Raw genomic sequence first — 13215 nt, 5'->3', positions numbered from 1 at the left:
GGCTCACGGTACGCCGGGGCACCGACACCCGCCACCGCCGCGGCAGGGTCCGCGTCAGATCCAGCCCTTGTCCGAGGCGATGCGCACCGCCTGCGCCCGGTTGACCGCACCGGTCTTGCCGATCGCAGCCGACAGATGGTTGCGCACCGTGCCCGCCGACAGGAAGACCTCCGCGGCGATGGCGGCGGCGGATCGGCCGTCCGCGGCGAGCCGCAGCACCTGTCGCTCCCTGTCGCTGAGGGGATTCGCCCCGTCGAAAAGGCTCTCCTCGGCGAGCGCGGGGTCGAGCACCCGCAGCCCGGAGTGCACGCGGCGCACGGCCTCGGCGAGATCCTCCGCGGGAGTGTCCTTCACGATGAAGCCGCTCGCGCCCGCGTCGAGGGCCGACCGCAGGTACCCGGGCCTGGCGAACGTGGTCACCACGAGCACCCGCGTGCCCGGGCTGACCTCACGAATCCGCCGCGTCGCCTCGACCCCGTCCACGCCCGGCATCTGGATGTCCATCAGGCACACGTCGGGACGCACCTCGGCCGCCAGCCGCACCGCCTCCGCTCCGTCCGACGCCATGCCGCTCACGGTCAGGTCGGCCTCCAGGTCGAGAAGGGCCGCGAGCGCGCCGCGCACGAGAGCCTGATCGTCCGCGATCAGCAGCCGGATGCTGTCGCCCGCTCCCGTGTCCGCGTTCACCACGTCACCTCCACCCGCGTGCCCGACGCCCCCGCGGGTCCGATCGAGAACGACGCTCCCGCGGCCGCGGCGCGCTCGCGCATCCCGCGGACGCCGTTGCCGTCGACGGCGCGGGAGGCGCAGCCGATGCCGTCGTCCTCCACGACCACCCGCCCCGGCGCGAACAGCACCCGAACCGTGTCGGCCCGCGCGTGACGCAGGACGTTCGTGGTCGCCTCGCGCAGGATCCAGCTCGCGGTGATGGCCTGCGCGGGCGAGAGCGCCTCGGGCCCGCCCGTGGTCTCGAGCCGGATGTCGGCCGCGCGCAGGGAGTCCCCCGTCGCGGCGAGCTGCTCGATCAGCGTGGTCGCACGCGCCCCCGAGACGGTCTGCCGCACGCCCGCGATGGCTTCCGCGGTCAGGCGCTCGATGTCGGCGAGCTCGGCCCGCGCCCGCACGGGGTCCGTGTCCATCAGGCGTCGCGCGAGCTGGGCCTTGAGGCCGACGACGGTCAGCGAGTGGCCGATGAGGTCGTGCACGTCGCGTGCGACCGCCTCGCGCCCCTCGCTCGTCGCCAGCTCCAGTCCGAGGCGCTCCGCCTCGGCAGAGCGCAGGATCAGCCAGGTCGACACCGTGTTGACGACCCCGAGCAGCGCCACGATCGCCAGGACCGACGCGTACGTCAGGTTGCCGGGGATGAGCAGCACGCACCCCGCCGCGACCACGACCGCCGCCACGGTCGCGATCCAGTGCCACAGCCGGGTGAGGCCGTACGACGCGAACGACATGATGAACGGAAGGAAGCTCAGCGCCGAACCGCCGACCGCCGGCACGGTCACGAGTGCGCACGCGATGAGCAGCGCGAAGGTGATCCACTGGCGCGGCGTCGGGGGCCGCCCGAGCCCTCCGCCGCCACGCATGCCGTGCAGGAACCCCGTGACGTACAGGACGATGAAGGCGACGAGCGCCACCCAGCCGGTGACGACCCACCCGAGCGGTGCGGTCGAGTGCAGCAGGGCGATCACCGGGTACACCAGGAACACCAGCCAGATGACGGCCATCAGCCATCCGAACCGTGCCCACGGCTCCTTCCCGGAGCCGTCCGCGGCGCCGGGAGGCGGCGACGCGACCGGAGCTCCGGCCGCGTCGGACCGGACGGCGTCGCGGGAGGCTCGAGAGCTGCCGGAGCGCTCCCGCTGCGTGCGCTGCGTCATCCGTCCAACCTACTGTCGGCCGGCGCGGGTCACTGCCGAGCCCGCGAGCGCCGCATGCCCATCGCGACCAGCACCGCGAACACCGCGAGCCACACGGCCACGTTGAGGAAGAGCATCCACAGCGGGTCGGTCTGCCCGGTCGTCAGCACGCCCTCGGTGAGCGGCCAGCGGCTCAGCGCGACGAAGCCGTACAGCGGTGTGAAGCGGGCGATGTCGAGCATCAGCCCGTCGAGCGGCATGAACACGTTGCCGAAGAACGCGAAGAACGTCATCGAGATGGACGCGAGGGCGGCGGCCGAGTCGGAGCTGAAGAACAGGCCGACACCGAGACCGAACAGCCCGTACATGAGGCCGATGCCGAGGATGATGCCGGCGGTCGCGGCCCAGCGCCACCCGTCCTCGACCTCCGCGCCGGTGAGCATGCCGGCGACGAACACGGCCACGAGGGCCAGAGCCGCGAACGACACCGCGGTCAGCAGCTTCGTGAGCGCGTACCCCGCCGTGGTGAGCGGGGTCATCGCCAGCTGGCGCCCCCACCCCTGCTTGGCCTCGGTGGCGGCGAGAGACGTGAGCGAGCTCATCGCGACCGCCGTGCCGTAGGCGGCCATCGACGTCATGACGTAGAAGGAGACGTTGCCGTTCCCCGCGGACAGGGTGCCGTAGCCCATGCCCGCCCCGAAGAGCAGATACATCGCGACGGGCATCGCCAGGGTGAACGCGAGGGTGTACGGGTTGCGCAGCTGGCGGACGCCTTCGATGCGCAGCATGGTGGGTGAGACGAGCATGGTCAGTCCTCCGTGAGAGCGGTGAAGGCGGTCTCGAGCGTGGGCGCGGCGATCTCCAGGTCGTGCGCACCGCCGTCGAGCAGGATCCGGGCGGCCGCGTCGGAGTCGGTCGCGCGCAGGCTGAGGCGGTCCCCGTCCCGGCGCACCCCGGTCACGCCCTCGGCGGCGGCCACCGCGGCGAGGAGCGCCTCCGCGGTCCCCGGCGCGACGGTCGCGGCGACCGTGCGCTCCCCCAGGCTCGCGCGCAGCAGGGCGGTGGGGGCGTCGGCGACGACGGTGCCCCGGTGCATCACGACGGTGCGGCGGGCGAACTGCTCCGCCTCCTCCAGGTAGTGCGTGGCGAACACGATCGTGCGCCCGGCGTCCGCGTCGGCACGCATCACGTCCCAGAAGTGCCGGCGCGCGGTGACGTCCATCCCTGCGGTCGGCTCGTCCAGCACGAGGATGTCCGGGTCGGACACCATCGCGAGGGCGAACTTCACGCGTTGCTGCTCTCCCCCCGAGCACTTCGCGACCCGGCGGCGCGCGAGGCGCGTGAGGTCGGCCCTGGCCATCACGTCGCCCACCCGCGCGATCGCCTCTCCGCCGTGCAGCGAGGCGATGAGGCGCACGGTCTCGCCGACGGTGAGGTCGCCCAGCAGCCCGCCGGTCTGCAGCACCGCGCCGATCGCTCCGCTCGCGGTCGCCCGCTCCGGGGTCATGCCGAGGACCTGCACCGTCCCGCTGCTCGGGGCCGTGAGGCCGAGCAGCATGTCGAGCGTCGTGGTCTTGCCCGCGCCGTTGGGCCCGAGCAGTGCGACGACCTCTCCGCGGCGGATCGACAGGTCAACGCCGTCGACGGCCTGCACGCGGCGGTCGCCCGAGCCGTAGTGTCGGCGCACGTCGCGCAGCTCCAGCACGATCGGGGCGTCCGCGCGAGCGGCCGCGGGTTCGGTGTCGGGTCCGGGTGCCGGGCGAGGGGCGACCCGCATCGCCATCGCGCCCGCAGAGGTGTCGTTCATGCCTCCAGCCTCGCGTCCGCCCGGCCGCGGCGCCGGAGCCCGGTGTCATCTCCTCGACATGACACGTGTCATGCGGCGGACCTCAGCGCGCGGGGAGGAAGGCGCCCTCCAGGAAGCCCTCGAGCTCCGCCACCCCGTCGAGCGGGAAGATCGCGGCCACGTACTGGTCGGGGCGCACCACGACCACGACGCCGTCGCGGGACAACTCGCGCGCCTCGAAGATGTCCGTCGCGCACCACTTGCTGGGACCGGCGGCGTACACCTTCTCCCAGTCGGTGAGCCCGAGGGGACCCGTCTTCGGCTGGAACAGCGCGGGGGCCGAGGTCACCTCGACCTCCTCGAACGGCTGCGGGTACACGGCCTTCACGTCGAACACCGCGTCCTCGTCGCCGTCGGCCGGGGTGAACCGCGCGAACACGGGTGCCGCGGCCTCGGCCCAGGCCGTGAGCGCCTCGCCCGTCCGGTCGCCGAAGGCGTAGACGCGCCACCGGCCGTCGGCCTTCGCGTGGTGTCCGAGGTGCACGACGTTGCCGTCCCCGACCCGCACGACCTCGGCGGACTTGAAGCGCTTGCCCAGCGGATACCCGACCGCGAGCTCCTGGTGCGCATCGGTGCCCGTGATCATGGAGCCTGTGTACTGCGTCATGAACCCGGAGGGGAACTCGGCCGTCGCGAGGTAGTACGTGGCCAGGTCGTTCGGGTCGGAGATCTCCTCGGGCTTGCGCGCCATGAGGCTCGACCACTCGCGGTCGAAGTCGATCAGCTGCTGCGCGACCGGCCGCCGCTCGGCGCCGTACGTGGCGAGCAGGGACTCGGGCGCGCGGCCGGTGAGCACGGAGCCGAGCTTCCAGCCGAGGTTGAAGCCGTCCTGCATCGAGACGTTCATGCCCTGGCCGGCCTTGGCGCTGTGCGTATGGCAGGCGTCGCCGGTGAGGAACACGTGCGGGGTCCGCGACTCGCCCTCGTCCACGTCGTCGAAGCCGTCGGTCACGCGGTGCCCGACCTCGTAGACGCTGTGCCAGGCGACCTCGCGCACGTCGAGCGTGTAGGGGTGCAGGATCTCGTTCGCCCTGCGGATGATCTCCTCGATGGGCGTCTGGCGCACGCGGTGGTCGTCGTCGGCGGCGACCTCTCCCAGATCGATGTACATCCGGCTGAGGTAGCCGCCCTCGCGCGGGATGTGGAGGATGTTGCCCGCGGCCGAGTTGATGGCGCACTTGGTGCGCCAGTCCGGGAAGTCGGTGTTGACCAGCACGTCCATGACGCCCCAGGCGTGGGCGGCGCTGGCGCCGACGTGCGTGCGGCCGATCGCCTGGCGCACACCGCTGCGGGCGCCGTCGCAGCCGGCGACGTACTTCGCGCGGATCGTGCGCTCCTCGCCGGCGCGGTCGCCCGCGACGTAGCGGATCCCGACCTCGACGGGGTACTCGCCCTCGTCGTGCACGGTGAGCCCCGTGAACTCCACGCCGTAGTCGGGCGTGATGCGGCCAGGCCCGTTCGCCGCGGCCTCGGCGAAGTAGTCGAGCACGCGCGCCTGGTTGACGATCAGGTGCGGGAACTCGCAGATGTCATAGGCGTAGTCGGCGGTGCGGGAGGTGCGCACGATGCGATCGCGGTGCTCGGGGTCGGGACCCCAGAAGTTCATCCAGCCGATGTTGTAGGCCTCGGCGATGATGCGCTCGGCGAACCCGAACGCCTGGAAGGTCTCGACGCTGCGCGGCTGGATGCCGTCGGCCTGGCCGAGCACGAGTCGCCCCTCGCGCTTCTCGATGAGGCGCGTGGAGACGTCGGGGTACTGCGACATCTGTGCCGCGAGGAGCATGCCGGCGGGGCCGGACCCGACGATGAGCACGTCGATCTCGTCGGGGAGGTCGGCGGGGCGGTCGGTGCCGATCCCCGCGGCGTCCTGCACGCGGGGGTCTCCGGACACGTAGCCGTGGTGGTGGAACTGCATCGTCGTCGATTCCTTCCGGACGTCGCTGTCGGGTGTCGCTGTCGGGTGCTGGGGTCTTGCGTCCGAGACGAGCGTGTTCTATATTCGAACACACCGTTCTACTATTGAACACAGCCTAAACCGGCGCCGCGCGCGCCGCAAGGAGCCGCATGTCCGAGAGCCCGACCGCCGCGCCCGCCTCGCAGACCCTCAGCCGCGGGATCCGCATCCTGGAGGTGCTGTCCGACGCACGCCGTGCGCTCACGATCGACGAGATCGCCGCGCGGCTCGACGTGCACCGCTCGATCGCCTACCGCCTCCTGCGCACCCTGGAGGACCACGGGCTCGTCAACCGCGACGCGGCGGGCGCCGTCAGCCTCGGCGCCCGCATGGCCGCCCTCGCCGCCGGCGTGGCGCACGACCTGCAGGCCGAGGCGCTGCCCGAGCTCACCGCGATCGCCAACGAGCTCGGCATGACGTGCTTCCTCGCGGTGCTCGACGGCACCGACTGCATCACCCTCGCGAGCGTCGAGCCGCGGCACGCGGTGGCCAGCGTCGCTCAGCGCCCCGGCGCCCGGCACCCGGTGACGGTGGGCGCCCCCGGCAAGGCGATCCTGGCGCAGCTCCCGGTCACCGAGCGGCCGGACGGCATCTCCCCCGCGCTGCGACGCGAGGTCGAGGCCGCCGCGGAGCGCGGGTACGCCACGAGCCACGACGAGGTCATCCCCACCGTGCAGGCCGTCGCCGTGCCGCTGGTGCTGCGCGGGCAGCGCCCGTGCGCGATCGCCGTCGTGCACGTGGCGACCGACCTCGTCGACGCCGACATCGCCGCCCGCCTGCAACGCTCCGCCGCCGTGATCCGCGAGGCCCTCGACGGCTGATCCCACCCGGGCTCACGCCCGCCGCATCCTCGGATCGATCGCCGCGCACCGGCGCGCGATGGCACCCTCGCCCCGCGAGGGAGAACGCACGGCACCGGGCACGCGATGGCGCCCTGAGCCTCGCGGGGAGCGCACCCGCGCGTGGGCGCACGGCGCCGGGCGCTGGCGCGATCGCCGCGGTCCACGCAAGGGCGCACCGCACGGGCACACCCGAACGGGCGCCGCACCGCGCACGCGGACGGGCGCGCCGCACCGCGCACGGGGACGGGCGCGCCGCACCGGGCACACATAAGAGGGCGCCCGGCCGCCCTCCGGCAGCCGGGCGCCCTCGGCGGCGAGCCGACCCGCGTCAGGCCTTCGCGAGACCGCGGATCGGGCTGACCGCCTGCTCCTCCTCGTGATCCGGCCCCAGCGGGATGCCGGAGCGGTCGCGCAGCAGGAGCGTCGCGATCAGACCCAGCAGGGTCATGCCCACGAGGTACCAGGTGACGCCCGCGGTCGAACCGGTCTCCGCGACGATCGCGGTGGCGATCAGGGGCGCGAACGCGCCGCCCGCGATGGCCCCGATCGCGTACGAGATCGAGACGCCGGAGAAGCGGATGCTCGCCGGGAACAGCTCGGTGTAGAGCGCGGCCTGCGGACCGTACGTGAAGCCGAGCCCGATCGTGAGGATCGCGAGCCCGGCGAACAGCAGGCCGATCTCGCCGGTGTTCACGAGCGGGAAGAGCGTGAACACGCCGACCAGCTGCAGCACCCAGCCGATGAGGTAGGTCGTGCGACGGCCGAGGCGGTCGGACACCCAGCCCGCCAGCAGCGTCGTGAGCAGCCAGGTGACCGCCGAGCCGGTGACGGCCCACAGCACGGGTCCGCGCTCGAGGCCGATCGGGCCCTCCGGGTTGGTGGCGTAGCCCTGGATGTAGCCGCCCGTGGTCATGTAGCCGACCGCGTTGTTGCCGGCGAAGACGAGCGCCGCGATGATCACGAGCAGCGCGTGCTTGCGGAACAGCTGCACGATGGGCATCTTCGCCTTCTCCTTGCGCTCGGCGAGCTCGGCGAAGACCGGGCTCTCCTCCACGCGGCGGCGCACGTAGTAGCCGACGAGGATCAGCACCACGCTGAGCAGGAACGGCACGCGCCAGCCCCACGCGAGGAACTGGTCGCCGGGGGCGATCGCCGTCATGAGCGCCATGACGCCGGAGGCGAGCAGCAGTCCGAGCGGCACACCGATCTGCGGCGAGGCGCCGAAGATGCCGCGCTTCTTGCGCGGGGCGTGCTCGACGGCCATCAGCACTGCGCCGCCCCACTCGCCACCGGCCGAGATGCCCTGCACGATGCGCAGCAGCACGAGCAGGATCGGTGCCATCACGCCGATGGTCTCGTAGGTCGGCAGCACACCGATCAGCGCGGTCGCGGCGCCCATGAGGATGAGCGTCCACATGAGCACGGCCTTGCGCCCGAGCTTGTCGCCGAAGTGGCCGGCGAGGAACGCGCCGAGCGGACGGAACAGGAAGCTGACGCCGACCGTGGCGAAGCCGACCAGGGCGCTGTTGGCGCCGAGCGGCGCGAAGAAGAGCTGTCCGAAGACGAGCCCGACCGCCGTGGCGTAGATGAAGAAGTCGTACCACTCGACGGTGGTCCCGACGACGGTGGCGAACACGACGCGGCGCCGATCGGCCGCCGTCGCGATGGTTCCGGTGGGCGTGAACCCATCCTGTGACTGCCCGCTCATGGGGTGTCTCCTTTGCTTGTGACCGCATTGTCACGGCGTGCGCGGACGTGAATCCGATGTGCTTGCCGAGGGGTGACACGATGATATATGATTTCGGATACGACGCACAACGCGTCCGGCACGACATGCACCGAGCGCGAGGAGGCGCCCCCGTGACGGAACCCATCACCCGCCCCGGCAAGATCATCGCGATCCACCTGAGCTACGCGTCCCGCGCCGACCAGCGCGGCCGCCGCCCCGCCGCTCCCTCCTACTTCTTCAAGCCCGCCAGCTCGGTCGGCGTCTCCGGCGGCACGGTCGAGCGCCCGGCCGGCACGGAGCTGCTCGCCTTCGAGGGCGAGATCGCTCTGGTGATCGGCACCGCGGCGCGCCACGTCTCGCTCGCCGATGCGTGGGACCACGTCGGCGCGGTCACCGCGTCGAACGACCTGGGCCTGTACGACCTGCGCGCGAACGACAAGGGCTCCAACGTCCGCTCCAAGGGCGGCGACGGCTACACGCCCCTGGGCCCCGAGCTCATCGACGCCCGCACGGTCGATCCCGCCGCTCTCCGCGTGCGCACCTGGGTCAACGGCGAGCTCCGGCAGGACGACACCACCGCCGGACTGATCTTCCCGCTCGCCCAGCTCGTCGCCGACCTGTCGCAGCACTTCACCCTCGAGCCCGGCGACGTGATCCTCACCGGCACCCCGGCGGGCTCGTCCGTGATCGTGCCGGGCGACGTGGTCGAGGTCGAGGTCGACGCGCCGGACGCGCCCGGCGCTCCGAGCTCCGGCCGCCTGGTGACCACGGTGACGCAGGGCGAGGTGCCGTTCGACCGCGACCTCGGCTCCCTTCCCGCCGTCGACGACCTGCAGCGCACCGAGGCGTGGGGCTCCCGCGAGGAGGCGGGCCTGCCGCCGGAAGAGGACACACCCACGCTCACGCCTGAGCTGCGCTCCCAGCTGCTCGAGGCTCCGACCGCCGGGCTGTCGGCTCAGCTGCGCAAGCGCGGCCACCTCTCCTGCTTCATCGACGGCGTCTCGGCGAACCTCCCCGGCACCAAGATCGTCGGCACCGCGAAGACGCTGCGCTTCGTGCCGTTCCGCGAAGACCTGTTCCGTTCGCACGGCGGCGGATACAACGCCCAGAAGCGCGCGTTCGACGCGGTCGCCGAGGGCGAGGTCATCGTGATCGAGGCCCGGGGCGACGCCACCACCGGCACGCTGGGCGACATCCTCGCGCTGCGGGCGCAGAATCGCGGGGCCGCGGGCGTCGTGACCGACGGCGGCGTGCGCGACTTCGACGCGGTCGCCGAGATCGGGCTCCCCGTGTTCTCGCAGGGCGCGCACCCCTCGGTGCTCGGCCGCAAGCACGTGCCGTGGGACGTCGATGTGACCATCTCGTGCGGCGGCGCGACCGTGCAGCCCGGCGACATCATCGTGGGCGACGGCGACGGCGTGATCGTGATCCCGCCGGCTCTGGCGGCCGAGGTCGCCGCCGACGCGATCGCGCAGGAGGTCGAGGACGCCTGGATCGCCGAGCAGGTCGCCGCCGGCCACCCGGTCGACGGTCTCTTCCCGCTGAACGCCGAGTGGCGCGCCCGCTACGAGCAGGCCACCGGGGCCGGGAAGGACCAGCGGTGAGCACGGTCGAGAGCGCGAGCAAGTCGGAGCAGGCGTACGCCTGGATCCGCTCGCGCATCTCCGCGCACACCTACGGCCCTGGCTACCGCCTGGTGCTCGGCCCGATCGCCGACGAGCTGGGCATGAGCGTGGTGCCGGTGCGCGAGGCCATCCGCCGACTGGAGGCCGAGGGGCTCGTGACGTTCGAGCGGAACGTGGGCGCCCGGGTGACCCTCGTCGACGAGGGCGAGTACGCCCACACGATGCAGACGCTCGGGCTGGTGGAGGGCGCGGCGACCGCGCTGTCCGCTCCCCTGCTCGACGCCGACGCCCTCGCCGAGGCCGCCGAGGTCAACGACCGCATGGCCCGGCTGCTCGACCACTTCGACCCGCACGCGTTCACGGAGCTGAACCGCCAGTTCCACTCGGTGCTGTTCGAGCCGTGCCCCAACCCGCACCTGCTCGACCTCGTGCACCGCGGCTGGGCCCGGCTGTCCGGCATCCGTGACTCCACGTTCGCCTACGTGCCCGGCCGTGCGCACCACTCCGTGGACGAGCACGCCCAGATCCTCGAGCTGATCCGCGACGGCGCCGAGCCGCTGGAGATCGAGCTCGCCGCCCGCAACCACCGCTGGCGCACGAGGGACGCGTTCCTCGATGCGCTGCACACCCGTTCCGTCCCCGCCGAAGGAGAAGCATCATGACCGACTCCCGCATCCCCGCCGACCTGCCCGACCACATCCAGCACTACATCGACGGCTCCTTCGTCGACTCGGTCGACGGCGACACGTTCGACGTGCTCGACCCGGTGACGAACCAGACCTACACCACGGCCGCCGCCGGCAAGAAGGCCGACATCGACCTCGCCGTCGCCGCCGCCAAGCGCGCGTTCGACGAGGGGCCCTGGCCGCGCATGCTCCCTCGCGAGCGCTCGCGCGTTCTGCACCGCATCGCCGACATCGTCGAGTCGCGCGACGCCCGCCTCGCCGAGCTGGAGTCGTACGACTCGGGTCTGCCGATCACGCAGGCGCTGGGTCAGGCCCGCCGCGCCGCCGAGAACTTCCGCTTCTTCGCCGACCTGATCGTGGCGCAGGCCGACGACGCGTTCAAGGTGCCCGGCAAGCAGATGAACTACGTCAACCGCAAGCCGATCGGCGTCGCCGGGCTCATCACCCCGTGGAACACGCCGTTCATGCTCGAGTCGTGGAAGCTGGGTCCCGCGCTCGCGACCGGCAACACGGTCGTGCTGAAGCCGGCCGAGTTCACGCCGCTGTCCGCCTCGCTGTGGGCGGGCATCTTCGAGGAGGCCGGGCTGCCGCAGGGCGTGTTCAACCTCGTCAACGGCCTGGGTGAAGACGCGGGTGACGCCCTCGTGAAGCACCCCGACGTGCCGCTCATCTCGTTCACGGGCGAGAGCCGCACCGGGCAGATCATCTTCGGCAACGCCGCTCCGTTCCTCAAGGGACTGTCGATGGAGCTCGGCGGCAAGTCGCCCGCCGTGGTGTTCGCCGACGCCGACCTGGAGGCCGCGGTCGACGCGACCATCTTCGGCGTCTTCTCCCTCAACGGCGAGCGCTGCACCGCCGGGTCGCGCATCATCGTCGAGCGGTCGATCTACGACGAGTTCGTGGAGCGCTACGCCGCCCAGGCGAAGCGCGTGAAGGTGGGCTACCCGCACGACCCCGCGACCGAGGTCGGCGCGCTCGTTCACCCCGAGCACTACGACAAGGTGATGAGCTACGTCGAGATCGGCAAGTCCGAGGGGCGTCTGGTCGCCGGTGGCGGCCGCCCCGAGGGCTTCGAGGAGGGCAACTTCGTCGCGCCGACCGTGTTCGCCGATGTCTCCCCCGACGCCCGCATCTTCCAGGAGGAGATCTTCGGCCCGGTGGTCGCCATCACCCCGTTCGACTCCGACGAGGAGGCGCTCGCGCTCGCGAACAACACCAAGTACGGGCTCGCGGCGTACATCTGGACCAACGACCTCAAGCGCGCGCACACGTTCGCGCAGTCGGTCGAGGCGGGCATGGTGTGGCTGAACAGCAACAACGTGCGCGACCTGCGCACCCCGTTCGGCGGGGTGAAGGCGTCGGGCCTCGGCCACGAGGGCGGCTACCGCTCGATCGACTTCTACACCGACCAGCAGAGCGTGCACATCACGCTCGCCTCCACGCCCCACAACCCGACCTTCGGCAAGAACTGACACCCGTCGCACGAGCAAGGACGCTGACATGACCGACAAGACCAAGAAGACGCTGACCTCCTCGGGGTACTACGTGAGCCAGGAGGCTCCGATCGAGTCCGACAACCCCGTCGCGACGCCGAAGAGCACCCCGCCCGACATCCTGCGCTGCGCGTACATGGAGCTCGTGGTGACCGACCTGGCCGCCTCGCGCCAGTTCTACGTCGACATCCTCGGCCTGTACGTGACCGAGGAGGACGACGAGGCCATCTACCTGCGCTCCACCGAGGAGTTCATCCACCACAACCTGGTGCTGCGCCAGGGCCCGATCGCCGCGGTGGCCGCGTTCTCGTACCGGGTGCGTTCGGCCGAGGACCTCGACCGCGCCGTGGAGTTCTACACCGAGCTCGGCTGCGACGTGCGCCGCAAGGAGGACGGGTTCGTGAAGGGCATCGGCGACTCCGTGCGCGTGGTCGACCCGCTCGGCTTCCCGTACGAGTTCTTCTTCGCCACCGACCACGTCGAGCGCCTGTCCTGGCGGTACGACCTGCACACCCCGGGTGAGCTCGTTCGCCTCGACCACTTCAACCAGGTCACCCCCGACGTGCCGCGCGCCGTGCGCCACTACCAGGACCTCGGCTTCCGCGTGACGGAGGACATCCAGGACGACGAGGGCACCGTGTACGCCGCGTGGATGCGCCGCAAGCCCACCGTGCACGACACCGCCGCGACCGGCGGCGACGGCCCGCGCATGCACCACGTCGCCTTCGCGACGCACGAGAAGCACAACATCCTCGCGATCTGCGACAAGCTCGGCGCGCTCCGCCGCTCCGACGCGATCGAGCGGGGCCCCGGCCGTCACGGCGTCTCGAACGCGTTCTACCTCTACCTGCGCGACCCCGACGGCCACCGCGTCGAGATCTACACGCAGGACTACTACACGGGCGACCCCGACAACCCCGTGGTCACGTGGGACGTGCACGACAACCAGCGCCGCGACTGGTGGGGCACCCCGGTTGTGCCGTCCTGGTACACCGACGCGTCGCTCGTGCTCGACCTCGACGGCAACCCGCAGCCGGTCGTCGCCCGCACGGACTCCAGCGAGATGGCGGTCACGATCGGCGCCGACGGCTTCTCGTACACGCGCGCCGACGAGGGCGAGGGCTCGATGCCCGAGTACAAGCAGGGCGAGTACAAGCTGGGCCACCAGCTCTAGGGGGCAC

Annotated in this window: 11 protein-coding genes; 5 read left to right on the top strand and 6 right to left on the bottom strand. The window is 71.8% G+C overall.

What is annotated here, in order from left to right:
• Positions 1-54: 54 nt before the first annotated feature.
• The 5 genes from ACFV3I_RS06630 to ACFV3I_RS06610 form a co-directional block, all read right to left on the bottom strand.
• Positions 55-690, bottom strand: a complete 636-nt coding sequence (locus ACFV3I_RS06630) for a response regulator transcription factor (protein ID WP_136028503.1) — start codon at positions 688-690, stop codon at positions 55-57.
• Entirely contained in the window at positions 684-1880 is a 1197-nt protein-coding gene (locus tag ACFV3I_RS06625) for a sensor histidine kinase (protein ID WP_378822588.1), read from the bottom strand. Before ACFV3I_RS06625 ends, ACFV3I_RS06630 begins: the two co-directional genes overlap by 7 nt.
• Positions 1881-1909: 29 nt before the next feature.
• Positions 1910-2665, bottom strand: coding sequence for an ABC transporter permease (locus ACFV3I_RS06620; RefSeq protein ID WP_378822587.1), 756 nt, complete (start codon positions 2663-2665; stop codon positions 1910-1912).
• 2 nt (positions 2666-2667) lie between these two features.
• Positions 2668-3666: an ABC transporter ATP-binding protein gene (locus tag ACFV3I_RS06615; RefSeq protein ID WP_378822586.1), complete on the bottom strand. Its 999-nt coding sequence runs from the start codon at positions 3664-3666 to the stop codon at positions 2668-2670.
• Between the two features lie 82 nt (positions 3667-3748).
• Complete coding sequence (locus tag ACFV3I_RS06610) at positions 3749-5620, bottom strand: FAD-dependent monooxygenase (protein ID WP_136028479.1); 1872 nt, start codon at positions 5618-5620, stop codon at positions 3749-3751.
• Between the two features lie 149 nt (positions 5621-5769).
• On the opposite strand from ACFV3I_RS06610, the gene ACFV3I_RS06605 reads away from it, so the two are divergent.
• The gene (locus ACFV3I_RS06605; RefSeq protein WP_378822585.1) at positions 5770-6480 is read left to right on the top strand and encodes an IclR family transcriptional regulator; all 711 of its coding nucleotides are present in this window, start codon (positions 5770-5772) and stop codon (positions 6478-6480) included.
• Between the two features lie 349 nt (positions 6481-6829).
• Here ACFV3I_RS06605 and ACFV3I_RS06600 read toward each other — a convergent pair whose 3' ends face one another.
• Positions 6830-8209: an MFS transporter gene (locus ACFV3I_RS06600; protein ID WP_136036963.1), complete on the bottom strand. Its 1380-nt coding sequence runs from the start codon at positions 8207-8209 to the stop codon at positions 6830-6832.
• A 125-nt stretch (positions 8210-8334) separates the two neighbouring features.
• Between ACFV3I_RS06600 and ACFV3I_RS06595 the strand changes: the two genes are divergently transcribed.
• The 4 genes from ACFV3I_RS06595 to hpaD are packed head-to-tail and all read left to right on the top strand — an operon-like array spanning position 8335 to position 13208.
• Positions 8335-9834 (top strand): fumarylacetoacetate hydrolase family protein, encoded by a 1500-nt coding sequence (locus ACFV3I_RS06595; protein WP_378822584.1) that lies wholly within the window; start codon positions 8335-8337, stop codon positions 9832-9834.
• The gene (locus tag ACFV3I_RS06590) at positions 9831-10517 is read left to right on the top strand and encodes a GntR family transcriptional regulator (protein WP_136033966.1); all 687 of its coding nucleotides are present in this window, start codon (positions 9831-9833) and stop codon (positions 10515-10517) included. Before ACFV3I_RS06595 ends, ACFV3I_RS06590 begins: the two co-directional genes overlap by 4 nt.
• The gene (hpaE, locus tag ACFV3I_RS06585; RefSeq protein WP_136033965.1) at positions 10514-12013 is read left to right on the top strand and encodes a 5-carboxymethyl-2-hydroxymuconate semialdehyde dehydrogenase; all 1500 of its coding nucleotides are present in this window, start codon (positions 10514-10516) and stop codon (positions 12011-12013) included. Before ACFV3I_RS06590 ends, hpaE begins: the two co-directional genes overlap by 4 nt.
• A gap of 28 nt (positions 12014-12041) precedes the next feature.
• Positions 12042-13208, top strand: coding sequence for a 3,4-dihydroxyphenylacetate 2,3-dioxygenase (gene hpaD, locus ACFV3I_RS06580; protein ID WP_136036961.1), 1167 nt, complete (start codon positions 12042-12044; stop codon positions 13206-13208).
• The last annotated feature ends 7 nt before the right edge of the window (positions 13209-13215 follow it).

This window comes from Microbacterium sp. NPDC059771 (genome assembly GCF_042732495.1).
GTDB classification, from domain to species: domain Bacteria; phylum Actinomycetota; class Actinomycetes; order Actinomycetales; family Microbacteriaceae; genus Microbacterium; species Microbacterium sufflavum.
Note: the sequence above shows the minus strand (reverse complement) of the source record. Positions and strands in the feature narration are given on the sequence as shown.